Origin of the sequence: Halorhabdus sp. SVX81 (assembly GCF_029207715.1) — an archaeon.
Taxonomy (GTDB): Archaea; Halobacteriota; Halobacteria; order Halobacteriales; family Haloarculaceae; genus Halorhabdus.
This window is the reverse complement of sequence record NZ_CP104322.1, coordinates 734,012-758,762: the sequence shown is the minus strand read 5'-3', so window position 1 is coordinate 758,762 and position 24,751 is coordinate 734,012. Positions and strand designations below refer to the sequence as shown.

Below are 24,751 nucleotides of genomic sequence, written 5' to 3'. Positions count from 1 at the left end.
AGTCCAAAGGCCTAAAGCCACAGCTCGGCTACGTAGAGTCACAATGAGCACAGAGTCACAGGAAGGGTCGTCCGATCTCGAACAGCGCGTCGTCAACTTCCTGCGGCGCAACTTCCCGCAGATCCAGATGCACGGCGGAAGCGCGGCCGTCCAGGATCTCGACGAGGAGGCCGGCGAAGTGACGATTATGCTCGGCGGGGCCTGCAGCGGGTGTGGCATCTCGCCGATGACGGTTCAGGCGATCAAGTCCCGCATGACAAAGGAAATCCCCGAGATCAACACCGTCCACGCCAACACCGGCATGGAGGGTGGCGGCATGGGCGGGATGGAGGAGTCTTCGAGTCCCGGCGACTCCCGCGGCGGCAGTCTGGACAGCGACGACGACGAAGGCCCGGCCGCCCCCTTCTAATTCCGCAGGTTTTGCTCCCGTTCCCAGCCCCGGAGGAGCGCCGCCAGTAGCTCGTTGGCTGGCGTTTCGACGTCGCTTTCGGCCACGTGGCCGTTGATCGCGTCGACCTCTGTCCGGCGGCCGGACTGGACATCACGATACATCGATGATTCGTTGTCGGCGGTCGCCTCGACGACGGATTCGAGCGCGGCGATTGCGTCGTCGTCAGCCAGGTCGACGCCCCGGGATCGCGCGACCCGGGCAGTCTCACGAGCGGCTCGGCGCGCGACGTCCGACAGCGGGCCGTCGCTGAGTGCGCCGTTCGGCACACGAGAGAGTGCTGTCGTCGCGTTGATGCCGGCGTTGACCGCAAGTTTTTCCCAGAGCCGCCGGGGCATGTCCGGCGCGACGGTCGTCTCGATCCCCGCCGCTTTGAACGCGTCGCCGATCCGATCTGCGAGCGCACTCCGTCCACCGTCCGGCGGACCGAGGACCACCTCGCCGAGTCCGGTACATCGAACGCTCCCTGGTTCGTCCTGAATCGCGCCGTAAGTTACCGTGCCCGCGAGAATCTCGGTGTCGAGCGCCGCCAGTCGCTCCTCGTTGCCCATCCCGTTCTGCAGCGAGAGCACCGCGTCGCAGTCACACGCCGAGAGCGCCTCGACGGCCGCTGGCGTGTCGTGGGCTTTGACGGTCACGATCACTATATCGGTCGCGTCGGGAGCGTTCGTCGAGGCACGGGGGTGAACCACGTCCTCGATCTCGCCGGTGATTCGGAGGCCGCCTGCCTGTACTGCGCGAGCGTGCTCCTCGCGGCCGACCAGCGTGACGGCGTGTTCGCGGGCGAGTAACCCGCCGATCAGACTCCCGAGGCTGCCCGCGCCGAAGACGACGACATCCATTGGTGGCGCTGGGGCCGGCGAAGACAAGTCAGTACCGGCGTCCGCCAGGAGAGAACGAGCGGAGACACCAGCGCTTTTTGTCGCGCATCGCCTCCGCATGTGCATGGACACGCTCGCGTTCGACGGCCGGATGGGTGCCAGCGGCGACATGATCCTGGCGGCGCTGCTCGATGCCGGTGGGGATCCCGACGTGCTCGCGCCCGTCGAGGACGCCCTCGGCGTCGAGTACGTCGTCGGCCGGACGACGACCGGCGGGATCGATGCCGCGAGCGTCGACGTTCGCTACGCGGACAACGCGGAGACCCAGCGCCACGAACACGAGCATGGAGCGGAACACGGCCACGACCACCATCACGATCACGCTACGCACGAGCACGAGTCCACGGTAGAGGGACACGGCCCGACGCGACGCTACGAAGAGGTCATCGATGTCGTCGAGAGGATGGCCCTGCCGGACGCGATCGAAGAGCGCGCACTCGCGATCTTCGAGCGCCTGGGCAATGCCGAATCGGCAGTCCACGGCACCGACCTCGATGCGACGCACTTCCACGAGGTCGGGGCCGACGACGCCATCGCTGACGTCGTCGGGGCGAGCCTGTTGCTCGCGGATCTCGATCCAGACAAAGTCCTCACGACCCCGCTGTCGACCGGCGACGGGACAGTTTCGATGGCCCACGGAACCACAACTGTTCCCGCACCAGCCGTGGTCGAGATCGCTGCCGACGCCGACTATTCGATCCAGGGTGGCCCCGTCGAGCGGGAACTCCTGACGCCGACGGGCGCGGCGATCCTCGCCGAAGTCGCTGACGGCGTCGAGACGCTCCCAACCATGGACGTGCGGGCGTCGGGCTACGGCGCGGGCGATCACGAGACGGGCGACCGGGCGAACGCCCTCCGGGTGCTACTCGGCGAGACGGCAGGCGATCTCCGGCGAGAGTCGATCACGGTCCTCGAGACGAACGTCGACGACGTGAGTCCGGAGATGCTCGGTGGGCTCCAGGAGACATTGACCGAAGCGGGCGCGCGGGACGTCTCGATCCTCCCGGCGACGATGAAGAAATCCCGACCCGGCCATCTGATCAAGGTCGTGGTCAAGCCCGAGGACGCCGATCGCGTGGCCCGGCGACTGGCCGAGGAGACCGGCACGCTCGGCGTCCGTGAGCACGGGGCCGGGCATCGCTGGGTGGCCGAGCGCGAAACGCGGACGGTCGACATCGAACTCGACGCCGAGACCTACCCGGTCGACGTGAAGGTTGCCAGCGACCGCGAGGGGACGTGGCTCGACGCGAGTGCGGAATACGAGGACGCACTGGCAGTCGCGCGTGAGACGGATCGGCCAGTCAGAGAGATCATGGCCCGGGCCGAGCGCGCGCTCGACGAGTGAATTGGCCGCGGCGTTCCCAGGCGGGTCAGTCCTTCCCGACCTGATGCTCGGCGAGCGCCTCCTCGATGGTTAACTCGCCAGCGGCGACCCGGCGGGCCAGAGCCTCGTCGATGGCACGGTTCGTCTCGCTTTCCTCCCTGGAGCGTTCCTTGATTCGGTCGAGTTCTCCCGTCGTCGGGTCGATGTCGATCGAATCGACGCGCTCGCCCTCGATCCGGGCGATATTGACGGCCGCGAGCACGTCGCCCATCCCTCTCGCTCCCGTCCCGAGGTACGGCGTCGTCCCGGTCTCGTCGACCACCTCGACGGGGACGGCTTCGAGGTCGTCCACGATCCGCGAGCCGACGAGTCGCGCGCCGTCGCCGATCCGGACCAGCGGGTCCGCGGCGTCCTCAACTTCCCGACGGACGACTTCGCCGACCTGATCGGCCGGGACCTGGAAAGCACCGATCACCACATCCCCGGCCAGCACCGCGATCCCGGGCTTCTCGCCCGGATCGACGCCGACGATGATCCGCCCGCCCTCGCCTCGCATGATCGCCAGGAGATCCTCGACGGCGCGCCGGGGTTCGGCGGGATCGGCCTCGACGACTGCGACATCCGCCGGAATGTCGATCGACTCGTCGGGACCCACGACGACCGCCTCGGTCCGGTCGGGGAGATCGTCGTCTGGCTCGATGGTGGTGAACGTCACGCCGCGGTCGCGCAGCTCCGTGACCACGCCGTGATAGAGTTCGAAGTCCGCAGTGGCGACAACGATCACGGTGGAGTATTGCGGCCGACGTACTTGGTACGCTCGGTGCCTGTCGTCTCCAACCGCAACACGGGAAGATTCATGCTGCCGTGGGTAATAGTGGGCACCATGAAGGTGGATGCCGACGAACTCCAGACCAACGAGACAGACGACCGGGGGCGGATCTACCTCGGAACGGAATACGCGAACAAGCGGGTGACCGTCGCCGTCGTCGATGTCGAAACCGACGGCCCTGACGACGACGAACTGGCGGCCGCGTACCGCCAGGCGTCCGAAGGAGCAGCTGAACTCGCTGAAGAGTGGGACGAAACGTCGAAAGAGGCCTGGCAGGATCTCGATGAATGAGTGGTCCTCCCGAGGTTCGGCGGGGAGATGTCGTGATCGGCAGACTCGATCCCGCCGAGGGCCACGAGATGAAGAAAACCCGACCCGCCGTCGTGGTCCAGAACGACGTTGGGAACGCGAATTCGAGTACGACGATCGTCGCCCCGGCGACTGGAACGTACCGGGGATACCCGTTTGAGGTACTCGTCGAGGCGAATGACTCTCCGTTCGAGAAGGACTCTTCGGTCCGGCTTGACCAGATTCGCGTCGTATCGATCGAGAAGCGGATCCACTCGGTACTCGGGAGCCTCGATACAGGGACGATGGTGGAGATCGACGACGCGCTGAAACTAAGTCTCGGACTCGACTGATATTACTGCTACCTCGAACGTTCGAAATAATTAACATATTGGAAGGACAGAGTCCGATATGGGCCCGTTCAGTCGCTCCGAACGAGGAGCGGATCTGGGATCCGCTCCCGGTGGGGCGGTCGCGGAGCGCGTCGACACGACGTACGCCCTCGCGGGAGGACTCTACGTGACTGCGCTCGTGACCCCAGCAGCTCTTGCCCTGGCCGTGCAGTCAGGGATCAGCGGGGCGGCAGCACTGTACGTGGCGTTTCTCGTCGTCGTGACCGTGACCACGATCGGGACGGCATTTGCCGTCCGTCGGCTGGCGGGCTTGCCCGAACGACTGGGGCGGTCACGCCGCCAGTGGGCGTTCGTCGTGGTGGCTGGCGTCACGGCGGCTGGATACCTCGTCGCCGGCGAGGTGAGTGCATTCCCCACCGAGATGGCAGTGATCGCCGTGTTCGCCGTCGCTTATATCGGCGGCCTGTTCGGTATCTTGCTGGCGGCGATGTCCCGAACACGGTACATCGACGCGATCCTCGCCGACGAACCGATCGAGTGCGAGTGGGAGGCGGGGTGGCCACGGCTGTGGCGGATCGGTGTCGTGGGGACTTCCCTGGCGATGATCGCTGTCGGGTTCCTCACGGCGTTTCTCGATCTGGTTCCCGGTGGCATCGCCGTGACAGTCTTCGGTTGGATCGCCTATGTCTCCGGCTTTGTCCTGCTGAACCTCGGGGAGTCCTGGACCTACCGTGCCAGACCGTCCGGACTGGAGCGCACGCGGTCCGTTATCCGTCGCCTCGACCGCTGGAATCGAATCACGAGTGTCGAACAGACCGAGACGACACTCACGATCAGACGCCGTGGCTGGTGGCGACCGCCGATTCACTGTGCTTGGACGGATCTCGACGATCCCGAAACCATCCGAGAGAATCTCGACCGATACGTTGCCGATGTGGACGGCGCTCGTGGCGTCGACGGGCAGTAACGGGTGCCAAACTCACTCGCTGTTCAGGGGCCGTCGATCCGCGGGGTTTTTGCACGGACCGCCAGTAGGACCGCGCAGTGAGCGAGCCAATTTCGACCGGCTGTGACGCCGTCGACGAGCTGCTCGGCGGGGGCCTCGAACGCGGTGCCGTCACGCAGATCTACGGGCAGCCGGCGGCCGGGAAGACCAACCTCGCGCTGGGGGCGGCCGTCGAGACGGCTGCAGCGGGGGAGTCAGCACTCTACCTCGACACCGAGGGCGTCTCGATCGACCGCTTGGAGCAACTCGCCGACGCCCGCGGCGATGTCGAGGACCTCGCCTCGCGGATCATCCTCACCGAGGCCCACACCTTCGAGGAACAACAGGAGGCAGTCCGCGACGCCGAGGAGTTCGGAAGTCAGGTCGATCTGATCGTGCTGGACAGCGCGACGGGCTTCTACCGGCTGGAGCGCACTGAACAGGAAGACGGCGAGGCGCTGCGGGCGGTCGCCCGCCAGATCACACATCTGCTGGCCCTGGCCCGTAAGCATGATCTTGCCGTCGCCTTTACCAATCAGGTGTTCAGCGATCCTGACGGCGATCGGGCACGGCCCCTGGGCGGCCACACGCTCAATCATTGGTCGTCGCTCGTCCTCCGGCTGGATCGCTTCCGCGGCGGCAAGCGTCGCGCCACGCTGGAAAAGCATCACGCAAAAGCGACCGGCGACACCGCCCGTTTCCAGATTACGGACGCCGGTATGTCTGGCGTCGAGGACATCTGAACGGTGCCAATCGTTCCCGCCGGATTTTTCTGTGAACCGCCTGAGAACAGCGCATGGATCCCGACGAGGACGCCTACGGGCAGGCGATACGTGACTACCACGAGCGGGCGGAAGGGTTCGAGATCGTCGAGCGCGACGACGGGCATATCGCGCCGTCGGCGGGACCGGCGATGTACTTCAGCGACTACGACGAGTGGGGGACGGACGAACAGACTGCCCTCGATCATCTCCGTGGATCGGTCCTGGATATCGGGTGCGGTGCCGGTCGACACGGGCTGTACGCACAGCGACAGGGCCACGACGTGACCGGGATCGACGTCTCGCCGGGTGCGGTCGAGGTGAGTCGGGACCGCGGGCTCGACACGGTCGAGCAGTGTGACGTGATAGACGTCGCTGACGTGTTCGTCTCCGATGCGTTCGAGACGGTGCTGATGCTCGGAGCCAATTTCGGACTGGTCGGGACTGCCGAGACCGCGCCGGACGTCCTGGATGGCCTGGCGACGGTCACGACGGAGGACGGTCGAATCCTCGCACAGAGCCGGGATCCACACGACACCGACGATCCACACCATCGGGAGTACCACGCGTTCAACCGGGACCGCGGCCGGTTCCCCGGTGCGCTCAGGATGCGGACGCGCTACAAAACCTTCGCGACGCCGTGGTTCGACTACCTGCTCGTCTCGCCGACGGAGATGGACGACGTTCTCGAAGCGACTGTCTGGACGCGAACGGAGACGTGGGCGGGCGAAGGCGGGCTGTACACCGCGATACTAGAGAAGGAAAGATAGTGGACGAGCATACGCGGCGCGAAGCGCCGCGTTTCGCCGAGCGCCGACGGCGCTCGGCTGTTTTTGGCCGAGCTTTTTGCAAGTGGGGGTCGCCATAGGCGACCCCCTGCAGTAAAAAGGTCGTTTAGTAGATCAGGGCGTCGTCGTTGTCGACCATGTACAGCGTGCGGGCGGCGATGTTGACGGCGTGGTCGCCGACGCGTTCGAGGTCCCGAACCGTGAGGAGGAGCCGTGAGACGTCACGCATGAGGGATTCGATCTCCTCGTCGGTCGTCTCGTCGTCGATCTCGCGTTCGATGAGGTTTCGCATGACCGTGTCGGAGGCGTCCTGACACATCGCGTCGACCTCGTCGTCGCGGTCGCCGATCGCATAACAGAGTTCGCTGTCCTCGTCAGTGTAGGCCGCCATGGCCTGCTCGTTCATCTCGACGACGATCTCGCCGATCGCCTGGACGTCGACGTCCGGTCCGTGATCCTGTTCGGCATCGATGGCGTACTCGCCGAGGTTGACGGCAAGGTCGGCGATGCGTTCGAGGTCCGTGATGATCTTGAAGCTCGCAGCGATGAAGCGAAGGTCGCCGGCGACCGGCTGCTGGAGCGCGAGCAGGTTGACGCACTCGCGTTCCAGATCGAGATAGAGCTGGTTGATCTCGTCGTCGCCGTGGATGACCTCCTCGGCGAGTTCGTCGTCTTTCTTCTCCAAGGCGTCCAGTCCCGTCTGGAGACGGTCGAAGACGACCTCGCTCATGTAGAGGACGTCCTCCTGGAGTTCGTCGAGTTTCTCCTGATATCCTTCACGTGGCATGTTTCCTCCTGGGTGAGTCGATCCTATATATGTTGGTCATGTTCGAACGATTCGCCGAAGATCCACGAGAGCCGATGGAATGATGCGTCATCCGAACTTGCCAGTGATGTAGTCCTCGACACGCTGGCTCTCCGGGTTCTCGAAGATCTTGTCGGTGTCGTCGTATTCGACGAGTTCGCCGCCGGTGAGGAAGACGGCCGTCTGGTCGGAGATCCGGGCCGCCTGCTGCATGTTGTGGGTGACGATGACGACAGTGTAGGACTCGGCGAGTTCCTCGATGAGGTCCTCGATCTTCGAGGTCGCGATGGGGTCCAGGGCGCTGGCGGGTTCGTCCATCAGGATCACCTCAGGATCGACAGCGATGGCCCGGGCAATACAGAGTCGCTGCTGTTGCCCACCCGAGAGATCGAGAGCGGACTCATCGAGTTGGTCCTTGACTTCATCCCACAGCGCCGCCCGCTTCAGTGCTGTCTCGACTTTCTCGTCTAAGTTCTCGGTCTCGTCCTGGATGCGAAGGCCGTAGGCGACGTTGTCGTAGATGCTCTTGGGGAAGGGGTTGGGATGCTGAAACACCATCCCGATCTTCCGGCGCAGCGCAACAGGATCGACGTCGTCGTCGTAGACGTTCTTGCCTTCGAACAGCAACTCACCCTCGACCCTGGCAGCGTCGATGAGGTCGTTCATCCGGTTGATCGACCGGAGGAACGTCGACTTGCCACACCCCGAGGGACCGATCATCGCAGTCACTCGGTTCGATGGGATCTCCATCGAAACGTCCTGTATCGCCTGGGTATCTCCGTAGTAGACGTTCAGGGTGCGGGTCTCAATGACGGTATGACTCGCCGTCGCTGTGGGGTCGGAGCCGTCACTGAGGCCGCCACGTCCGGGTGCTGTCGAGACGAGTTGCTCGTCGTTCGATGCTGGGTCGGGTGAAGTATTGTCCTGTGACATCGTCAGGCCTCCGTTTCGTATTTGTTCCGCAGCAGGATCGCCACCGAGTTCATCGTCAGCAAGACGATCAACAACGTCACGACGCCGGCCGCAGTCACGCCGTGCTGGAAGGCGTCCCCGGGCAGCGCCGACCAGGTGTAGATCTGCCTCGGCATCGCGCTCACCGTCGAGAAGAAGCCGCTGGGCGGGCTCGATGTACTCGTCGCAACGCCGACCATGATCAGGGGCGCAGTCTCGCCGATCGCCCGTCCGAGTGCCAGGATCGTCCCGGTCAGCATCCCCGGCAGCGCCTCCGGAATGACCACGTTCCGAACGGTCTGCCACTTTGTGGCACCCATCCCATAGGACGCCTGACGGAGCGAACCCGGGACGGCCCGAACGGCTTCCTGTGCCGAGATGATGACGATGGGAAGAATGAGCAACGAGAGCGTGAACGCGGCCGTCAGGACCGTCCCGACACCGATTCCGGTGTAGGTGAACGGCAGCGGAATCTCGATCCCGACGACGGGGATCGACAGCGACTCAAGACGCATGTTGACGAAGATACCCAGCCCCAGTAACCCGTAGACGACCGAGGGGACGCCCGCGAGGTTGGAAATGTTGATCTGGATCAATCGGGTGAGGCCGGCCAGCGGTCCACTGGATGGGGCGTACTCCTCCAGGTAGATCGCCGCGCCCACGCCAAGTACGAACGTGAGGATGGCGACCAGGACGATGACGAACACCGAGCCGACGATTGCGGGGTATAGTCCCGCGTCGGCGGCGGTTCCCGTGACCGGATCGCTCGTGAGGAACTGCCAGTCGAACCAGGGTTCCGGTCGACGGAAGCCGAACGCGTCGACGATCACCCGGCCGAGCACGAACCCGCCCAGCAGGATCGCCGGCAGGGCGAAAGCGGGCCGACGGCCCTCCTCGCGACCCGTGTTCGCCACCGCGACAGCTACCGGGACGACGAAGACGACCAGCAGGGTGAGCCAGACAGTCCGCGAGACGGCGGCGACCCGATCGATCACCGGGACAGCGGCGATCGCAACGGCCGGGAGTGCCACGGCAGCCCCGAACGCGATCCGCTGGCTGTACTCGAACACCGACCGGAGGACGAACGCCAGGATCGCCGCGCCGGGCAGGACGACCGAGACAAACATGACTCCAGGACCACCGAGTTGTCCCCCGACGGTCGTCAACACCGGGAGCGCGAGCGTCCCGACCAGCGGCCCGACCAACAGGGCGAGGAAAACACCGAGCCCGGTCCAGTTCGCCGCAGCCTCGTATCGGCCGTACGCGTACAGTATCCCGGCCGGTGCGAGCATCGTCAGGAAGTACGCAAACCAGACGGTCGGACCGGCGATCACGAGGAGGACGATAACCGCCCCGACGCCGCCGAGCAGCCCGCCGACCGTGCCGGTCACGAGTTCGAGCGCGGCCTCGGCGACGGCCGGTCGCGTCCGTGCGTACCAGCCGAAGGCGGCCGTCGGGACGACCAGCGTCGCTCCGAAGGTGAGATACCACCCCACGCCCGCACTCCAGAGACCGAAGGCGTCCCAGAACACGAACGTCAGCAGGGAGGCGAGCGCGATCAAGCCGAGCACCGACGCGCCGGCCGAGAGATACCGAAAGGCAATACCCCAGAGCCGATTCACCTCCCCGAACGCCGAGCCGTTCGACGCATTGGAGCCGACCGACATCACTCGTATTCCTCCCGGTAGCGTGCTGCGATACGGTCACTGAGTACGTTCATGGTCAAGGTAATGACGAACAGCGTCAGCCCGATCGCGTACATCGCGTCGTAACTGATCGATCCCCCTGCGAGGTCCCCGCCGGCGATGTCGATCATCTTCGAGGTCATCGTCGCCATGCTCTCGGCGTACAGTCCGAAGATGTCCGCCGGGGCGACGTACGGGACTCCGAACACCGACTTCGTGGCGGGTAGATCCAGTGGGCTGGTACCGGCCGCGAGGGTGACTGCCATCGTCTCACCGATGGCACGGGAGATTGCGAGGATGAACGCCGAGGCGATGCCCGAGATCGCCGCCGGAACGACGACCGTCGTCGAGACCTTGAACTTGGTCGCTCCAAGTCCGTACCCCGCCTGCCGGAGAGAATCCGGTACCGCGGACATAGCGTCCTCGCTGATCGAGGAGACCATCGGGATGATGAGGATACCGACGACGATCGACGCCGAAAGGCCATTGAACAGCCCGAGGGTGGGCAACGCGAGCCCGAGCGTGCCGTTGAGCCAGTTGAGGACGACGTTGAGCGCGGGCGTGATGTACACCAGCGCGAAGTACCCGTAGACGACCGTCGGAACGCCGGCCAGTACTTCGAGCAACGGTTTGAGTATCGACCGCACGCGTGGACTGGCGTACTCGCTGAGGTAGATCGCCGTCAACACACCCAGCGGGAGTGCGATAACGGCCGCCCCGATCGTGATCAGTAGTGTGCCGACAACCAGCGGAAGGACCCCGAAGACTTCACGCTGGACGTTGAACGTCGCACCCGTAAGGAACTCGACAGTGGGATACTGAGAGAAGAACCCGACCGCGTCGATAGTCAACACGAGGATGATCCCGACGGTGGTCAGGATCGAGACGGCGGCCGAAACGAAAAACAGTGCATGATAGACCGACTCGCGGGTCGTCCGTGTATCTGGGCCGCCAGTCAGGTCCGGTGCGTTCCTTTCAGCACTCATTTATGTTCTGTGTTTTCCCAGGTGGTGGTGAAAAGCGACTCGGAACGGTCCTACTGGACCGACTCGATAGTGTCGTTCAGCTCTTGGAGCTCCCGCTCCCGTTCGTCCTCGGTGTTTGGAACGTATCCGACCGTGTCGGCGACAAGATCCTGGTTCGTGCTCTGCTCGACGAAGAACCGACAGAATTCGGCGACTTCCTCGCGTTCGAGTGCGCCCTCGGCGACGTAGGTAAACAGCGGTCGCGATAGCGGCTGGTACTCGCCGGACCGGGCATTCTCCAGGGATGGCTCGACGCAGCCGTCGCCGTTGTCGATCGAGACGGCCTTGACGACGTCCTGATTGTCGGCGTAGTAGGCAAAGCCGAAGTACCCGATGGCGTACTGATCACGCTGGACACCGGCGAGGATCTCGTTGTCCCGTTCGGTCGCCGAGTACTCCGAGGTGTGGTTTGTGTCCTCACCGACGATCGTCTCCTTGAAGTAATCGAACGTACCGGAGGTCGTCGCCGCACCGAAGCGGTTGATCGGTTCGTCAGGCCAGGAGGGATCGACATCGCTCCAGTTCTGCGCACCGCCCTCTCGCCAGATCTGGCCGAGTTGGTCGACAGTCATGCAGTCGACCCAGTCGTTATCGCCGTTAACGATAACTGTCACCGCGTCGCTGGCCACCTTGATCTCGTGGGGCGTGACGTCGTTCTCGCCACACTGCTGTTGCTCACCCTCGGTGATCGGCCGTGAGGCGTTGTTGATGACCGAATTCCCGACACAGAAATGGTTGCTGAACCCGCCCCCGCTTCCAGTCCGGTTGATCGGGATGTTCACGTTGGAATGTTCGTTTTCGAACTGGTTGACAACCTCCACAGCCAGAGGATACACCGTGCTCGACCCGGTCATCCTGAACTCACCCGACAGTGAGCTCTCCCCGTCGGTCGGCGTCCCACCCTGTTCGGTACAGCCCGCAAGCGCTATCGAGCCGGCACTTGCCATCCCGGCCCCGAGCAGGAACTGTCGTCGCGACACGGCGCGATCTGACTTCCGTGACATTGTTCGAAAAAGCCACCGAGACGAATAAGTACCCTACTATTAGTAGTATATAGACTATATATTCATATTTACCACCGTCCGTTTCCCGCCGTAGAAAACAGCAAGAACGCCCAAACCGCCAGATTGTGGTGGTCTTTCCGGATAGTACAATGTGAATGCAGGACGAGTGACCTGGCTACTGATCGGTTTCGTCGTTCGGATGGGTGCCAGGTGAATCGAGGGGGATTGAACGGTGTGTGGACAGGATCGGGGTTTACGGCCCCGAAGCGCCGGATTCGAATGTGTCCCTGGTCGCCATCCCGAGAGATTATATATAGATTCGAAAGCGTTTATTGTGATACGGTCAATATAGGGTGATATGGAGACCCGCAAGGTTCAGGTCACCGGTGGCTCGACGTATACGGTCTCATTACCGAAAGAGTGGGCGACGGAAAACGACGTCAGCGCGGGCAGCGTCGTGGAGTTCCACTCCGAGGAGGACATGTTGTTACTCTCGCCTCAGGACGAACGCGAACGGGCCGAGGGGAGCCTCGACGTGAACGGATTGACCGACGAGTCGGAGTTGACGCGTGCCGTCATGACGATGTACGTCAGCGGCTTCGACATCATCCGCCTGGAAGCGCCACGGATCAGCGCGAGCCAGCGACGGCATATCAGAAACGCCACCCAGGGACTCGTGGGCCTGGAAGTCATCGAGGAGACCGGCGACCGGGTCGTGCTCCAGGATCTGCTGGACTCCTCGGAGCTGTCGGTCAACAACGCGATCACCCGGATGCGGCTGGTCTCGCTGACGATGACGGCCGACGCGGTGACGGCCCTGATCGAGGACGACGACGAACTCGCCGCCGACGTCATGGAACGGGACGACGACGTCGACCGGCTGTGGTATATGGTCTCACGGGTGTTCCGAACCGTCCTGCGGAACCCGACAGCGGCCAACGATATGGGCTTCCCCCGGGAGACCGTCTTCGATTATCAGTCCGGCGCACGCCAACTCGAACGTATCGCCGACCACGCCAACAAGATCGCCGACATCGCCACCGACATCGAGGCAGTCCCCGAGGAGGAGGCTGACGCGCTCGACGAACTCCGGGAGATCGCCATCTCCGTGCCCGAGACAGCGATGGACGCCCTGCTGGCCGACGATCCTGACGAGGCGGTCTCGCTGGCCAACGAGGCACGGGGGCGTATCCCCGAAGTCGACGAGAAAGCCCGAGAGGTCGACAGTCTGATCCGGCAGTTCGACGACCCCCAGCGCGCCCACCGACTCGGCCTGGTGGTCGACTCGTTGAGTCGGACCGCCGACTACGGGAGCAACATCGCCGAAAGCGCACTCCAGAAAGCAGTTCCGCGACCGACCTGAGGAGCCGATCGGTCACTCGGTCCGCTCGTCTCTCGACTCGACCAGCAAGTCGGCCTCGACCGGATAGGCAGACACCATCCCACGAACCGCGTCCTCGGCCGTTTTTGCGTCACGCACTGCGTCCATCAGTATCCGGTGGGTGTTCCGGACTGGCTCCTCCGCCGGCCGGCATTGTTCGTACCGACCGTCCGCCTGCATGACCCAGCGTTTCCGATTGTCAGCGAGCATCACCTCGAGCGTAAACCGGAGCTGTTCGCGCAGCCGGACGTCCTCGACGGGTGTGACCGCCTCGACGCGATGGTCGAGGTTACGAGTCATCCAGTCAGCCGAGCCGATGTAGTATTCGGGCTCACCACCGTTCTCGAAGTAGAAGATCCGGGAGTGTTCGAGAAACCGCCCGACGACGCTGTGAACGGTGATCGTCTCGCTCAGCCCTTCGATCCCCGGGCGAAGTCGGCAGATGTCCCGAACGATCAGATCGATTTCGACTCCGGCGGCGGAAGCTCGGTACAGTTCTGCGACGATCTGTGGATCTTCGAGTGCGTTCATCTTCACGACGATTCGGGCTCGGTCGCCGTTCTGAGCATGTGCGGCTTCCCGACGGATGAACCGGGTGAACTGCTGGCGCATCGTCACCGGCGCGATCAGTAACGTCCGAAACTCCTCGTCGAGTGCCGGGCCAGTGAAGAAGTTGAACACGTGGACCAGATCATGCCCGATGTCCCGATCATTTGTCAATAGCCCGAGATCGACGTAGCCCTTTGCCGTCTCGGAGTGGTAATTGCCGGTCGCGACGTGGGAGTACAGTTGGACGCCGTCGTCCTCTTGGCGGACGACGAGTGCTGTCTTCGTATGGGTCTTGAGCCCGATCGTCCCGTAGGCGACGTGGATCCCGTGTTCTTCGAGGCGGTGGACCCACTCCAGGTTGTTCTGCTCGTCGAATCGGGCCTTGAGTTCGACCATCACCGCGACCTGCTTGCCGTTCTCGGCGGCCTCGATCAGGCTCTCGATCACCTGGGAGTCACTGGCCGTCCGGTAGATGGCTGCCTTGATCGCCAAGACGTCCGGATCGTGGGCCGCCTCGTCCAGGAACCGCTGGACCGTGTCGTCGAAGGAGTGATACGGATGGTGCAACAGAATGTCGTCCCGCCGGATCTCGCTGAAGAGATCGAACTCACTGCCTGTCGCGTCGATGTCGTAGCGGTGATCGAACCCGTGTTCCTCACCCGAAAGCCGCGGATGTGGCTGTGGTGACCACTCGGAAAGTGAAAGGTCCGGCCGATCGAGGTCGGTCAGTTCGAAGAAGTCCCGGTAGTCGAGCGGACCGGGGAGTTCGTACACCTCTCGCTCAGCGAGGTCGAGCTGCTCGGTCAAAACGTCCAGAATGCGGTCAGGAGCGCCCGCCTCGATGTCGAGGCGAACGACGGTCGCAAAGCGGCGCTGTTCGATGACGTCTTCGATCATGTCGATGAGGTCCTCGGCGACCTCCTCGTTGCGTCGAACCTCCGCATTTCGTGTCAATCGGAACAGCGCCGTCTCGAGTACCTCGGTGTTCGGAAAGAGCGTCCCGAGGTTCGCCCGGATCACTTCCTCGAGGAGGACGTACCGGCCCTCGGCCACCTCCAGAAGTCGCTCCTGGTTCTGCGGGATCTTCACGCGCGTGAACGTGGGTTCGTCGGCCCCGGGACGGCGGGTGAGGACGGCCAGCGAGAGACTCAGGTTCGAGATGAACGGAAACGGGTGGGCAGGATCGAACGACAGCGGCGTCAGCGTCGGCAAGACGTCCCGCTCGAAGTGGTCGCTGACCGCGGCTTCCTGCTCGGGCGTGAGATCGGCATAGTCGACGATCTCGATCCCGGCTTCGGCCAGGGCCGGCCTGATCTCCTCGCGATAACAGGCGGCCTGGCGCTCGAACAACGGGCGTGCCTCTTCGAGTACCGCATCGAGTTGGCCTTCGGGCGTCATGCCGTCAGCAGTCACGCCAGTGACACCAGCCTCGACCTGCTGGTTGAGGCCGCCGACCCGCTTCATGAAGAACTCGTCCATGTTCTTCGTGAAGATGGCGAGAAACCGGAGGCGTTCCAGTAGTGGGTTCCGCTCGTCCAGAGCCTCGTGTAACACCCGCTTTTGGAACTGCAACTCGCTCAACTCGCGGTTGAGATACAGGTCCGGATCCTGCAGGTTTCGATCGACGGAATACGGTGCATACTCGTAGTCGGTCGAATTCCCTGCCATCGGATCAGGCGGTGGGCCGACACTGTGGTCGCGGCTCGACGATGCTATCGGTCGACCGGGACTGGTGGGTCACGGCGGGTTCGACCGAGACGAACTCGCCGGTCGAAAGCCGGTATGCGGTCAGGTGACCACCGTAGACACAGCCGGTGTCCAGACCAACGGCCCCCGCTGTGGCGAATGGTTCGGCCAGCACGGTGTGTCCGAAGAACACCCGAGGGGCCTCACAGTGCTGTTCGAACCAGTACGGCCGCTCGTAGCCCCCATCGCCCAGTGAACGAAACGTCAGCAGATCCTCCCGAGTTTGTTCGCCCAGCGGTTTTCGGGGATCGATTCCCCCGTGGACCACGAGATTTCCGGGCCAGGAGATCGAAAGCGGGAGCCCCTCGAGGTATGCGAGGTCCGCATCGGACAGTCCCTGGATCGTCTTCTCGCCGTCGACGAGTTTGCGTTCGTTGTTTCCCATGACGGTCACGGCGTTGTCGTGCGTACGCACGAACTCGATCACAGCCTCACTGTCTGGGCCTTTGCGAACGAGATCGCCGACGAACACCAACAGCGTGTCCGGGCCGGCGTCGAGTTGATCGAGGAGCGCGTCGAGCGTGGCCCGGCAGCCGTGAACGTCGCCGATCACGTACGTCTCCCGATAGTCGTCCGGATCGATGCGTCGATGACGGGCTTCAATAGCAGTATCAAAGGTAAGCGACATGATCTCGAAGGTGGCGTTCGTCTCGGCCACTACGAGTGCTATCGGGGCCAAGAGGGTCGTTCCTTTATAATATATCTATACGCCGGTATATAGGATATATACGCGAATCCTCGCCCTGGATGGTCACCCGGCGCAATCGGGACCGCATTCGACAGGCAGTAGAAACGGGACGCGTGTCCGGACCATGGCCGTGCACGCCGAGCTATACGTTGCGAGCACCTACGGGTCGTCCCCGTTGCCGGGGCTGTTACCGAAATGATTCTGTGAGTAGGGATGGGGCCAAATCAGGACGAGTGGCCACCGGTCGTCGACACTGTCCCGACCATCTCTAAGTAATCGACCCAACTGCAGTCTGGCGATTGGTCAGTGCTTTGGAAGTGACGCCACTGGACGGCAGGCCGACTCGAAAATACGGGACTGCGTTATTCGAGCAGTTCGGCGTTGACCTGGCCGTCCTGACCGGGTCGGGAGGTGACGCGGGCCTCGCCCTCGCTGGTCGCGACGACCGCGCCCTTCGTGATGATGTTCCGCCGGATGTAGTTGGGGTTGGCGGGGTTCTCGACGACGTTTTCGATCTCGGCAGCGACAGTCCCGTCGTCGGTGGCGACGCTGGCGACGTCGGTTGCGACGGCACGGATCTTCTCGGTCCCGCCACGAGCGTCGACGAACTTGAGTTTCTGCTCGCCGACTTCCGTCTCGGTCGGTTCGTCGCCGAGTTCGTGGCGGCGCTTGTTCCGTGCGTGACGTCGTCGACCTCCAGTACGTTTTCGGGTCGAGCGGCCCTGGAATTTCATGTTTGAGAGAAGTATCAGCGCGCACTTGAACCTCTCGAATCACAGTCGCCGGTTCGTCCGCGGAAAGAACGAGCTGGGACGGCGGGGTCGGCGTGGACGGACAAACGTCTCATCGGTCGGCTTCGAAAAACGACGCGTTGCGGCGGGCGTTATTCCTCGACGGTGATCGCGTCGACGGGACAGGCGTCCGCAGCCTCTCTGGCGGCGGCGACCATATCGCCGTCGACCTCTTCCTGTCCGTCGACGACGTACGCGAGCCCGTCGTCACGCATTTCGAAGATTTCCGGTTCCATTGCCGCACAGATCTCGTCGCCGACACAAAGGTCCTGATCGACTTCCACTGTAGCCATTATTGTTGCCTCCGGTGGAATTTGCCGATTGAGACTCATAAAGCACACTGGTTTTCTCTGCGCTCTGGAATCCTCACGGAGAATCGTGGGAGTCCACGGCGGATCGCTCACCGGCGGCGCGGCGTGATCGCCAGCTTTAGGCGTCCCTGTGGACCACCTGCGAACGATGAGTCTCCGGACAGCCGTGGCCGCCCCGTTCGTCCAGGCCGGAAGCGACCAGCTTCCGCGGAGTGACTTCGTGGTCGACCTCAGCCTCGATCGGGACTGGTTCTCACCGGAGCAGGCAAAGCGGCTGATCGACATCGCCGAAGGCGAGGGGCTGGTGACGGCAACCGACGACAGCCTCGAACTCGCCTTCGATCCGACGTCGGTGACTGTTCCCGACGGCTACCAGCCTGACGAATCGATCCTCCGCGAGCGCTCGACGTTCGAGCGCGTCCTCGATACGGTCGTGGCCGAGGGGACGGACAAACAGCAAGCCGTCGCGGCGATCAACGGCCTCCAGTCCGATCTCGGCGTCACCCTGGAGACGGCGGCGATCCTCTATGCCCGCCGGCAGGGCATCGAGGTCGACGAGGCGATCGATCGCACGCTGGAGGCCCTCTGATGGTCGACGATTGCGTCACCGACGGCGAGCGCATCGCGACGCTCCTGCGGGCGGAGATCGACGGCCGCGAGACGGCCGGGCTGGATCGGCTCTCTGTCGTGGCGGGCGAGGACCGAGAGCCGTCCGCTCCGGATGACGGCCCGGCAGTCGTCGACGACGATGGTCGCGTCCTCGCCACACTGGAGCCGACGTCGGACGGGCTTGTCCTCGGCGTGCGGGCCGGCGAATCGACTGTGCAAGCCCACGCGGACGATGAATTTTTGAAGATGGACGTAACTGACGAGCAAGTGCAGGTCACCGTCCCGACCGCCGCCGCGGTCAAGCGAGCCGTCGATCTGCTCGTCAACGTCGCCACTGAGAGGTGAGTCTGTCCAGCGTGTCATCGAATCGGTCACCGCCAGTCGGGCGAGACGCGAACCTTCGGCGGACTCACGGATCCGCATTCGTGCGCATCCGGTTCCGGTCGAAGGTGTTCGGACCTCCGGCCAGCCAGGGGACGTCCGATCAGTCCACTACTGAATCGCCCTCTTGACGTTCCTGGACCCGGATCGTCGAAATTCGGGACCCCTCGACGCTCGTCACCGTGACGACGTACCCGGCGACCGCAACGCGATCGCCACGTTCCGGCGCACGGTTGAGTTGCTCGAGTACCAGCCCACCGATCGTTTCGACCTCGTCACTCGTGAACTCCCCCTCGATCATGTCGTTGATTTTTGATAACGGGACGCCCCCATCAATGTCGTATCCCCCATCATCACGCGGGCGAATCGAGGGTTCGCGCTCGTCCATATCGAACTCATCCCGGAGGTCCCCGACGAGCGCCTCGACGACGTCTTCAACCGTTGCGATCCCCTCAAACGCCCCCCACTCGTCGATGACTGCAACCATTTGCTGTTGGTCTTCCCTGAACTGTCTCAGGAGATCGCTGAGTGCCATCGTCTCGGGGGCGATCGCGATCTCGCGGGCGATGTCGCCGACTGACTCGGCGTCCCCACCCTCCACCTCCGCTCGTAACACGTCCTTGACGTCCACGAATCCGATCACTTGATCGCCGTCCTCGGCGGCAAGCACTGGATAGCGGGTATGACCAGCCTCGAGGACGATCGACTGGAGGTCCGAGAGCGCGGCATCCGCCCGAACGCTCACCACGTCAGGCCGTGGAACCATGACCTCCCGCACCACGATGTCGTCGAGATCGAAGACCCGCTCGATCATCGTCACTTCTGCCAGGTCGATGTCCCCCACCTCACCCGATCGTGTGAGTACCCGGAGGAGCTCTCGCTCACCGAGAGTCTCGTCCGTCTCGGAAGCGGGCGGCACACCGAGCGACCGCGTGAACGCGTTAGCCGCCCCGTTAAAGACGACAATACCCGGATAGAGTATGAAATAAAAGAACTTCATCGGCGGGGCGAGAAACAGCGAGAGTCGTTCGGTTTGGGCGATTGCGATCGTCTTCGGCGCGAGTTCACCGAAGACGACGTGGAGGAACGTGATGATACTAAATCCGATTGCGAACGCCACGAGATGGATGAGACTTGCCGGCAGAACCGATTCCAGTATTGGCTCGATGAGCGCCGCCACGGCGGGTTCGCCGACCCACCCCAATCCGAGCGAGGCGATGGTGATGCCGAGTTGCGTCGTGGCGAGGTAGTTATCGAGATTCGTCATCACTTCTTGCAGCGTCGCCGAGCCGGGCCGCCCTTCCTCGGCGAGCTGGTCGACCGATGTCCCCCGAACCCGGACGAAGGCGAACTCCGCAGCGACGAAAAAGCCGTTTAATACCACCAGAATCAGCGCCAAGACGAGTTGTGCTGCCGAGAGCGCGACGTTTACCATCGGTGCCACCAGCAAGGACTACCGCTCGATTGTAACAAGCGCATATCTATGCCTCTCGTTCCATATACAAAAATCATCGAACGGATTCACGGGCCACGTCGCCGCCCGCTCACAGGCCGGCGAGAACGTCGAGCAAATCCGTCCGAAGCTTGTCCCGATCGACCGCGGCGTCGGCCCGCGGGTGCAACTCGGGACCACCGGGATACAGCACCTGCACCGCGGCCAGGCCGGCGTCTTTGGCTCCCGCGACGTCGACCTCCGGCTTGTCGCCGACGTACACCGCCTCGGACGGACGGACAGACATCTCCTCGAGGATCGCCTCGAACGCGATCGGATCGGGTTTGCGCGTCTTTAAGGCCCCGGTCACGATGCTGGCGTCGAGATAGTCATCCCACCCGAGCACGTCGAGTTTGCTCCGCTGGGCGCGGACGGGGCCGTCGGTGAGCACGCCGACGCGGTAGCCAGCGCCGTTGGTGAGATGGGCGAGCAGGTCACTCGCGCCATCGACCGGAACGAGCGCGTCGTTGACCGCCTCGCGGTAGGTGTCCGCCACGGCGTCGGGATCGACTGTCTCGTCGTCGATGACGGCCTCGAAAATGGGGGCCCTGGTTTCGCTCGTGACTGCCTCGTGGTGGGTATCCTGATAGGTCGTGTACTCGATCGGGTCGCCGCCGGCGACGGCGGTCGCCTCCTCGATCAGCGTCCCCCGATCGCGCGTGGTCACGGCCAGCGTCTCATCTAGGTCGAAGACCACCGCGTTGACGGTCATCGAGAGAGGATACAGCGGAGGCACAATTGAGTGTTGTGTTCGACGCAACGTCTGGGTCGCGTTCACAGACCGAGCACGAGAGGAGCGAGGAAGTCGTCGCCCACATGGAAATACTTGAGTCGAGGGGATCCGGAGGGAAGATATGACCTTCTTCGAGCGACTGGCCGACCGGATCGACGCGGTCGACAGCGCCGTCTCGGTGGGCTTAGATCCCGATCCCGACCGCCTCCCCGACCACCTCGCCGACCGGGAGTTGCCGCGGTGGGCGTTCAACCGCCGGATCATCGACGCGACCCACGAGCACGCCGCGGCGTACAAACCCAACGCCGCGTTCTACGAGGACCCCGACGGCTGGCGCGCGCTGGCCGAAACCATCGCCTACGCCCACGGCAAGGACGTGCCAGTCCTGCTCGATGCAAAGCGGGGCGACATCGGCAACACGGCCCGCCAGTACGCCGAAGTGCTCGACGGGGATGGACTCAATGCGGACGCGATCACCGTCAACCCCTACATGGGCAGAGACTCCCTGGAGCCGTTTCTCAGCCGCGAGGAGACCGGCGTCTTCGTCCTCTGTCGGACCTCGAACCCGGGCGGGGCGGACCTCCAGGGCCTCGAACTCGAAGACGGCGAGGCGCTGTACGAACGCGTCGCGGCGCTCGCGGATCTGTGGAACCGCAACGACAACGTCGGCCTGGTCGTCGGCGCGACGGCCCCGGAGGAACTCGAAGCCCTGCGCGAGCAGGTTCCGGACCTCCCCTTCCTCGTGCCGGGCGTCGGCGCGCAGGGTGGTGACGCCGAGGCCGCCGTCGAGCACGGCCTGGCTGACGTGCCGGGTGTCGACCCACAAGTCGGCCTCGTGAACTCCTCGCGGGGGATCATCTTCGCCGGCGAGGAGGCGGGCGGGCCGGGCGACGCCGATCCGGATGCCTACTACCGGGCAGCTGGTGAGGCCGCAAAGCGACTCAAGCGCCGGCTGAATCAGTACCGGTAGGTGTCGGCGTCATCAGGCCGGCCATCCCCGCTCCCACTGGGTCCGCCACCGCCGACCTCGCCCGCGCACTCGACGCAGAATCCGACCGACGCCTCGTAATGGCGCTCACAGACGAGCGAGCCACATCTATCGCAAGTGTACCCGGCACCGGTGCGACCGCAGATGCCACAGAGACCGGAACTGCTCATATCCTCTCTTGGCCGGCCACGGACTTCAGAACTGGGGGCACATGCTTGCCGGATCAAACCGACCACGCCACGAGCGGAATCAGATGGCTTTAACTGACGGCCATCGTATCGCCGGGAAAGATGTCGTGGCTCTCGGTCGTCGTCATCGCGTTCTGGGCGATGTTGCCCGCATATCTCCCCAACAACGTCGCCGTGCTGGCCGGCGGCGGTCAGCCGATCGACGGCGGGCGAACCTATCGCGGTGCGCGCCTGCTCGGCGACGGCAAGACCTGGCGTGGCACGGTCGCCGGCACCGCGGCGGGGGCGGCCCTGGCGCTCGCACTCGACGCCGCGGCACCCGCCATTGGCGACGCGATCGGCGTCGCTCTGCCTGGGTTCCCGATCGCGGCCGCCGTCGCGCTGGCGCTGGGCGCGATGGTCGGTGACATCGCCGCCTCGTTCATCAAACGCCGCCTCGATCGCCAGCGCGGCGCGCCCGTCCCCGGCCTCGATCAACTCGATTTCGTACTCGGCGCGCTCGGCCTGGCCGCACTCGCCGCGCCAACCTGGTTCGGCGAGACGTTCACGCCGGCCGTGCTGGCAGTCGTCGTCATCCTGACTCCCATCCTGCACGTCACGACGAACGCGCTCGCGTACGTGTTGGGGCTGAAAGACGAGCCGTACTGATCGGCTGGCGGCACTTCGATCCGGGCCAGCTATCGCCAGCGTCGAGCGGTGAGGTTATCCCGCTCGACCGTGGACACACGGCTAATGAGCAGCCGTGCCACGACGTTCCGGTTGGCCACGCGCGGGTCGGATCTCGCGCTCCGGCAGACCGGGGCGATACGCGACGCCCTGGAGAGTCGCCGTCACGAGGTCGAACTCCTCGAAGTCGAGACGACGGGCGACGAGCTCCGTGACGAACTCATCCATCGCCTCGGCAAGACGGGTGCGTTCGTCCACAGCCTCGACGAACAGGTCCGGGACGGCGAGGCCGACGCCGCGGTCCACTCGTTGAAGGACGTCCCGACGGAGGATCGCGAGGGGTTGACCATCGCCGCAGTGCCCGAACGCGCGCCGGCGAACGATGTCCTGGTGACGCCCGACGGAACCGACCTCGATGACCTTCCGGAGGGCGCAACGGTCGGGACGTCCAGTCTCCGCCGGCGCGCGCAGTTGCTGGCCGAACGCCCGGATCTCGACGTCCAGCCACTGCGGGGCAACGTCGATACGCGGGTGGAAAAGTTACTCGCACCCACCCTCAAGGCCGAGTATACGGCGCGACTGGATGCCCAAGAGAGCGAAGAAACCACCGAAAATGGCGACGACGAAACGAAGGCGACGGGCCAGACGTTCGAGCAGTCGTTCGACAACTGGTTCAACGGCCTCGCCGAGATCGAACGCCGGGCCACGGCACGCGAAGTCGACACCGAATACGATGCGATCGTGCTCGCCGAAGCCGGGCTGGATCGGCTGGGACTGACCCATCACCTCGACTTCCAGGCACTCCCCGACGAGCAGTTCGTTCCATCTCCCGGCCAGGGGGTCGTCGCCGTCGTCGCCGAGGAAGGCGAAGCCGCCGAGACGATCCGCGATATCATTGATGACGCTCGCACGCGCGTCGAGGCGACCGTCGAGCGCACGGTCCTCGAAACGCTGGGCGGCGGCTGCGTGGCCCCGATCGGCGTCCGGGCGGTGTTCCAGGGTCGAGTCGTCACGACGACAGTCCGCGTGCTCGCGCCCGACGGAACCGAGGAGATCGCCGACCGACGCGCACTCCCGGTCGAAAACCACGTCGACGCCGCCCGCGAGCTGGGCGAGGACCTCGCCGACCGCGGTGCAGATGAGGTGATCGAACGCGCCGAGGAGATGGCGGAGGCCGACGACACATGAGGCCGGTCGCCGGCACTCACCGCACCGGGAGGGAGAGACATGACTGACAACCGGCCGACCGTCGCCGTCTTCCGCCCGGACGACGAGCGACTGGAGACGGCGGTCGAACTCCTCGAATCGCTCGACGTGAAGCCGATCGCCGACCCGATGCTCAGCGTCGAGCCGACCGGAGCTCAGCCCCGTACAGATGCGGCCGTCGTTATCTTCACGAGCAAAACCGGGGCCGAACTGGTGGCCGACGAGTGGACGCCCGGCGACGCGACAGTGTGTGCGATCGGCGAGCCGACGGCCGAGGCACTCCGGGCGAACGGGATCGCGGTCGACATCGTGCCGGAGACGTACTCCTCGCAGGGGCTCGTCGACGTCCTTTCCGATCGCGTCGAGGGATCGCGAGTCGAGGTCGCCCGCAGCGACCACGGCAGCGACGTGTTGCTGGACGGGCTGGAGTCGGCCGGCGCGTACGTCCACGAGACGGTGCTCTATCGGCTCGTCCGACCCGAAGAAGCGGGAGAATCCGTACAGCTCGCTGTCGACGGAACCCTCGACGCCGCGCTTTTCACTTCCTCGTTGACGGTCGAACACTTTCTGGCGATCGCGAGTGAGCGAGGCCAGCGAGCGGCGGCGATCGAGGGAGTGGCCGACGCAGTCGTCGGGACGATCGGTGAGCCGACACGGGAGACCGCCAGCGAGCAGGGGATCGCGGTCGACGTCGTCCCCGAAACGGCCGAGTTCGAGGCACTGGCCACCGAAGCCGTCGACGAGCTCGATCGATAGCCGCCCTCCCTCACAACGAACGGGGTTGCTCGACGGTGTTCAGATAAGCACCGAGCAAAGAGTCTGTTTCTGCTGGCTTTCCAGCCGAATCCTGGCGGCCTGCGAAAATCGAAGATTTTCGGGCGACCAGAAGACTGCG

28 protein-coding genes are annotated in these 24,751 nt (G+C 64.2%); 14 read left to right on the top strand and 14 right to left on the bottom strand.

Going from position 1 to position 24,751, the window contains the following annotated elements; all coding sequences use genetic code 11:
* The first annotated feature begins 43 nt into the window (after positions 1–43).
* A complete protein-coding gene (locus SVXhr_RS03645) occupies positions 44–409 on the top strand; it encodes a NifU family protein (protein ID WP_275739548.1) in 366 nt (121 codons plus the stop codon).
* Here the strand turns inward: SVXhr_RS03645 and SVXhr_RS03640 are convergent.
* Positions 406–1,290, bottom strand: coding sequence for a ketopantoate reductase family protein (locus SVXhr_RS03640; protein WP_275739546.1), 885 nt, complete (start codon positions 1,288–1,290; stop codon positions 406–408). The genes SVXhr_RS03645 and SVXhr_RS03640 overlap by 4 nt on opposite strands.
* Positions 1,291–1,393: 103 nt before the next feature.
* On the opposite strand from SVXhr_RS03640, the gene larC reads away from it, so the two are divergent.
* Positions 1,394–2,674, top strand: a complete 1,281-nt coding sequence (gene larC / locus SVXhr_RS03635) for a nickel pincer cofactor biosynthesis protein LarC (RefSeq protein ID WP_275739544.1) — start codon at positions 1,394–1,396, stop codon at positions 2,672–2,674.
* 25 nt (positions 2,675–2,699) lie between these two features.
* Here larC and SVXhr_RS03630 read toward each other — a convergent pair whose 3' ends face one another.
* On the bottom strand, positions 2,700–3,437 hold the full coding sequence (locus SVXhr_RS03630) for a hypothetical protein (RefSeq protein WP_275739542.1): 738 nt from the start codon (positions 3,435–3,437) through the stop codon (positions 2,700–2,702).
* A 99-nt stretch (positions 3,438–3,536) separates the two neighbouring features.
* On the opposite strand from SVXhr_RS03630, the gene SVXhr_RS03625 reads away from it, so the two are divergent.
* The 5 genes from SVXhr_RS03625 (at position 3,537) to SVXhr_RS03605 (ending at position 6,639) form a co-directional block, all read left to right on the top strand.
* Complete coding sequence (locus SVXhr_RS03625) at positions 3,537–3,773, top strand: hypothetical protein (RefSeq protein ID WP_275739540.1); 237 nt, start codon at positions 3,537–3,539, stop codon at positions 3,771–3,773.
* The gene (locus SVXhr_RS03620) at positions 3,770–4,123 is read left to right on the top strand and encodes a type II toxin-antitoxin system PemK/MazF family toxin (RefSeq protein ID WP_275739538.1); all 354 of its coding nucleotides are present in this window, start codon (positions 3,770–3,772) and stop codon (positions 4,121–4,123) included. Before SVXhr_RS03625 ends, SVXhr_RS03620 begins: the two co-directional genes overlap by 4 nt.
* Before the next feature lie 58 nt (positions 4,124–4,181).
* The gene (locus tag SVXhr_RS03615; RefSeq protein ID WP_275739536.1) at positions 4,182–5,090 is read left to right on the top strand and encodes a hypothetical protein; all 909 of its coding nucleotides are present in this window, start codon (positions 4,182–4,184) and stop codon (positions 5,088–5,090) included.
* A 77-nt stretch (positions 5,091–5,167) separates the two neighbouring features.
* Complete coding sequence (radB, locus tag SVXhr_RS03610) at positions 5,168–5,851, top strand: DNA repair and recombination protein RadB (protein WP_275739534.1); 684 nt, start codon at positions 5,168–5,170, stop codon at positions 5,849–5,851.
* A 53-nt stretch (positions 5,852–5,904) separates the two neighbouring features.
* Positions 5,905–6,639, top strand: coding sequence for a class I SAM-dependent methyltransferase (locus SVXhr_RS03605; RefSeq protein ID WP_275739532.1), 735 nt, complete (start codon positions 5,905–5,907; stop codon positions 6,637–6,639).
* A 124-nt stretch (positions 6,640–6,763) separates the two neighbouring features.
* Here the strand turns inward: SVXhr_RS03605 and phoU are convergent, their stop codons facing one another.
* The 5 genes from phoU to SVXhr_RS03580 all read right to left on the bottom strand — a co-directional run bounded on the left by phoU (position 6,764) and on the right by SVXhr_RS03580 (position 12,127).
* On the bottom strand, positions 6,764–7,444 hold the full coding sequence (gene phoU, locus SVXhr_RS03600; protein WP_275739531.1) for a phosphate signaling complex protein PhoU: 681 nt from the start codon (positions 7,442–7,444) through the stop codon (positions 6,764–6,766).
* Between the two features lie 87 nt (positions 7,445–7,531).
* Positions 7,532–8,395, bottom strand: a complete 864-nt coding sequence (gene pstB, locus SVXhr_RS03595; RefSeq protein ID WP_275739529.1) for a phosphate ABC transporter ATP-binding protein PstB — start codon at positions 8,393–8,395, stop codon at positions 7,532–7,534.
* Between the two features lie 2 nt (positions 8,396–8,397).
* Positions 8,398–10,080 (bottom strand): phosphate ABC transporter permease PstA, encoded by a 1,683-nt coding sequence (gene pstA, locus SVXhr_RS03590; RefSeq protein WP_275739527.1) that lies wholly within the window; start codon positions 10,078–10,080, stop codon positions 8,398–8,400.
* On the bottom strand, positions 10,080–11,084 hold the full coding sequence (gene pstC, locus SVXhr_RS03585) for a phosphate ABC transporter permease subunit PstC (protein ID WP_275739525.1): 1,005 nt from the start codon (positions 11,082–11,084) through the stop codon (positions 10,080–10,082). The genes pstA and pstC overlap by 1 nt, the downstream gene beginning before the upstream one ends.
* Positions 11,085–11,134: 50 nt before the next feature.
* Entirely contained in the window at positions 11,135–12,127 is a 993-nt protein-coding gene (locus SVXhr_RS03580) for a phosphate ABC transporter substrate-binding protein PstS family protein (RefSeq protein ID WP_275739523.1), read from the bottom strand.
* Between the two features lie 358 nt (positions 12,128–12,485).
* On the opposite strand from SVXhr_RS03580, the gene SVXhr_RS03575 reads away from it, so the two are divergent.
* Positions 12,486–13,490: a PhoU domain-containing protein gene (locus SVXhr_RS03575; protein ID WP_275739521.1), complete on the top strand. Its 1,005-nt coding sequence runs from the start codon at positions 12,486–12,488 to the stop codon at positions 13,488–13,490.
* Positions 13,491–13,502: 12 nt separating this feature from the next.
* Here SVXhr_RS03575 and ppk1 read toward each other — a convergent pair whose 3' ends face one another.
* The 4 genes from ppk1 to SVXhr_RS03555 form a co-directional block, all read right to left on the bottom strand.
* Complete coding sequence (gene ppk1, locus SVXhr_RS03570) at positions 13,503–15,725, bottom strand: polyphosphate kinase 1 (RefSeq protein ID WP_275739519.1); 2,223 nt, start codon at positions 15,723–15,725, stop codon at positions 13,503–13,505.
* Between the two features lie 4 nt (positions 15,726–15,729).
* Entirely contained in the window at positions 15,730–16,431 is a 702-nt protein-coding gene (locus SVXhr_RS03565; RefSeq protein ID WP_275740863.1) for a metallophosphoesterase family protein, read from the bottom strand.
* A gap of 422 nt (positions 16,432–16,853) precedes the next feature.
* A complete protein-coding gene (locus tag SVXhr_RS03560) occupies positions 16,854–17,225 on the bottom strand; it encodes a 30S ribosomal protein S8e (RefSeq protein WP_275739517.1) in 372 nt (123 codons plus the stop codon).
* Positions 17,226–17,374: 149 nt separating this feature from the next.
* Positions 17,375–17,575, bottom strand: a complete 201-nt coding sequence (locus SVXhr_RS03555) for a ferredoxin (RefSeq protein WP_275739515.1) — start codon at positions 17,573–17,575, stop codon at positions 17,375–17,377.
* A gap of 166 nt (positions 17,576–17,741) precedes the next feature.
* On the opposite strand from SVXhr_RS03555, the gene SVXhr_RS03550 reads away from it, so the two are divergent.
* Entirely contained in the window at positions 17,742–18,182 is a 441-nt protein-coding gene (locus SVXhr_RS03550; protein WP_275739514.1) for a DUF2240 family protein, read from the top strand.
* On the top strand, positions 18,182–18,547 hold the full coding sequence (locus SVXhr_RS03545) for a hypothetical protein (protein WP_275739513.1): 366 nt from the start codon (positions 18,182–18,184) through the stop codon (positions 18,545–18,547). The genes SVXhr_RS03550 and SVXhr_RS03545 overlap by 1 nt, the downstream gene beginning before the upstream one ends.
* A gap of 139 nt (positions 18,548–18,686) precedes the next feature.
* Here SVXhr_RS03545 and SVXhr_RS03540 read toward each other — a convergent pair whose 3' ends face one another.
* The gene (locus SVXhr_RS03540; RefSeq protein WP_275740861.1) at positions 18,687–20,018 is read right to left on the bottom strand and encodes a hemolysin family protein; all 1,332 of its coding nucleotides are present in this window, start codon (positions 20,016–20,018) and stop codon (positions 18,687–18,689) included.
* Between the two features lie 109 nt (positions 20,019–20,127).
* A complete protein-coding gene (locus tag SVXhr_RS03535) occupies positions 20,128–20,787 on the bottom strand; it encodes an HAD family hydrolase (RefSeq protein ID WP_275739512.1) in 660 nt (219 codons plus the stop codon).
* A gap of 142 nt (positions 20,788–20,929) precedes the next feature.
* On the opposite strand from SVXhr_RS03535, the gene pyrF reads away from it, so the two are divergent.
* A complete protein-coding gene (gene pyrF / locus SVXhr_RS03530; protein WP_275739510.1) occupies positions 20,930–21,778 on the top strand; it encodes an orotidine-5'-phosphate decarboxylase in 849 nt (282 codons plus the stop codon).
* Here pyrF and SVXhr_RS03525 read toward each other — a convergent pair.
* Complete coding sequence (locus SVXhr_RS03525) at positions 21,766–21,966, bottom strand: zinc finger HIT domain-containing protein (RefSeq protein ID WP_275739508.1); 201 nt, start codon at positions 21,964–21,966, stop codon at positions 21,766–21,768. The genes pyrF and SVXhr_RS03525 overlap by 13 nt on opposite strands.
* A gap of 120 nt (positions 21,967–22,086) precedes the next feature.
* On the opposite strand from SVXhr_RS03525, the gene SVXhr_RS03520 reads away from it, so the two are divergent.
* From SVXhr_RS03520 to SVXhr_RS03510, 3 genes are all read left to right on the top strand, one after another.
* Positions 22,087–22,632, top strand: coding sequence for a CDP-2,3-bis-(O-geranylgeranyl)-sn-glycerol synthase (locus SVXhr_RS03520; RefSeq protein ID WP_275739506.1), 546 nt, complete (start codon positions 22,087–22,089; stop codon positions 22,630–22,632).
* Between the two features lie 84 nt (positions 22,633–22,716).
* A complete protein-coding gene (hemC, locus tag SVXhr_RS03515) occupies positions 22,717–23,838 on the top strand; it encodes a hydroxymethylbilane synthase (RefSeq protein WP_275739504.1) in 1,122 nt (373 codons plus the stop codon).
* Positions 23,839–23,877: 39 nt separating this feature from the next.
* Positions 23,878–24,612, top strand: coding sequence for a uroporphyrinogen-III synthase (locus SVXhr_RS03510; RefSeq protein WP_275739502.1), 735 nt, complete (start codon positions 23,878–23,880; stop codon positions 24,610–24,612).
* Positions 24,613–24,751: the final 139 nt, after the last annotated feature.

Coding starts and splice junctions, on each gene's coding strand:
- hemC (WP_275739504.1), top strand. CDS start 22,717: ATGAGCAGCCGTGCCACGACGTTCCGGTTGGCCACGCGCGGGTCGGAT.
- larC (WP_275739544.1), top strand. CDS start 1,394: ATGGACACGCTCGCGTTCGACGGCCGGATGGGTGCCAGCGGCGACATG.
- pstB (WP_275739529.1), bottom strand. CDS start 8,395: ATGTCACAGGACAATACTTCACCCGACCCAGCATCGAACGACGAGCAA.
- SVXhr_RS03550 (WP_275739514.1), top strand. CDS start 17,742: ATGAGTCTCCGGACAGCCGTGGCCGCCCCGTTCGTCCAGGCCGGAAGC.
- SVXhr_RS03560 (WP_275739517.1), bottom strand. CDS start 17,225: ATGAAATTCCAGGGCCGCTCGACCCGAAAACGTACTGGAGGTCGACGA.
- phoU (WP_275739531.1), bottom strand. CDS start 7,444: ATGCCACGTGAAGGATATCAGGAGAAACTCGACGAACTCCAGGAGGAC.
- SVXhr_RS03510 (WP_275739502.1), top strand. CDS start 23,878: ATGACTGACAACCGGCCGACCGTCGCCGTCTTCCGCCCGGACGACGAG.
- SVXhr_RS03565 (WP_275740863.1), bottom strand. CDS start 16,431: ATGTCGCTTACCTTTGATACTGCTATTGAAGCCCGTCATCGACGCATC.
- SVXhr_RS03645 (WP_275739548.1), top strand. CDS start 44: ATGAGCACAGAGTCACAGGAAGGGTCGTCCGATCTCGAACAGCGCGTC.
- SVXhr_RS03545 (WP_275739513.1), top strand. CDS start 18,182: ATGGTCGACGATTGCGTCACCGACGGCGAGCGCATCGCGACGCTCCTG.
- pstC (WP_275739525.1), bottom strand. CDS start 11,084: ATGAGTGCTGAAAGGAACGCACCGGACCTGACTGGCGGCCCAGATACA.
- SVXhr_RS03575 (WP_275739521.1), top strand. CDS start 12,486: ATGGAGACCCGCAAGGTTCAGGTCACCGGTGGCTCGACGTATACGGTC.
- pstA (WP_275739527.1), bottom strand. CDS start 10,080: ATGTCGGTCGGCTCCAATGCGTCGAACGGCTCGGCGTTCGGGGAGGTG.
- SVXhr_RS03520 (WP_275739506.1), top strand. CDS start 22,087: ATGTCGTGGCTCTCGGTCGTCGTCATCGCGTTCTGGGCGATGTTGCCC.
- SVXhr_RS03640 (WP_275739546.1), bottom strand. CDS start 1,290: ATGGATGTCGTCGTCTTCGGCGCGGGCAGCCTCGGGAGTCTGATCGGC.
- SVXhr_RS03525 (WP_275739508.1), bottom strand. CDS start 21,966: ATGAGCAGTTCCGGTCTCTGTGGCATCTGCGGTCGCACCGGTGCCGGG.
- SVXhr_RS03580 (WP_275739523.1), bottom strand. CDS start 12,127: ATGTCACGGAAGTCAGATCGCGCCGTGTCGCGACGACAGTTCCTGCTC.
- SVXhr_RS03620 (WP_275739538.1), top strand. CDS start 3,770: ATGAGTGGTCCTCCCGAGGTTCGGCGGGGAGATGTCGTGATCGGCAGA.
- SVXhr_RS03555 (WP_275739515.1), bottom strand. CDS start 17,575: ATGGCTACAGTGGAAGTCGATCAGGACCTTTGTGTCGGCGACGAGATC.
- SVXhr_RS03625 (WP_275739540.1), top strand. CDS start 3,537: ATGAAGGTGGATGCCGACGAACTCCAGACCAACGAGACAGACGACCGG.
- SVXhr_RS03615 (WP_275739536.1), top strand. CDS start 4,182: ATGGGCCCGTTCAGTCGCTCCGAACGAGGAGCGGATCTGGGATCCGCT.
- pyrF (WP_275739510.1), top strand. CDS start 20,930: ATGACCTTCTTCGAGCGACTGGCCGACCGGATCGACGCGGTCGACAGC.
- ppk1 (WP_275739519.1), bottom strand. CDS start 15,725: ATGGCAGGGAATTCGACCGACTACGAGTATGCACCGTATTCCGTCGAT.
- SVXhr_RS03535 (WP_275739512.1), bottom strand. CDS start 20,787: ATGACCGTCAACGCGGTGGTCTTCGACCTAGATGAGACGCTGGCCGTG.
- SVXhr_RS03540 (WP_275740861.1), bottom strand. CDS start 20,018: ATGGTAAACGTCGCGCTCTCGGCAGCACAACTCGTCTTGGCGCTGATT.
- SVXhr_RS03605 (WP_275739532.1), top strand. CDS start 5,905: ATGGATCCCGACGAGGACGCCTACGGGCAGGCGATACGTGACTACCAC.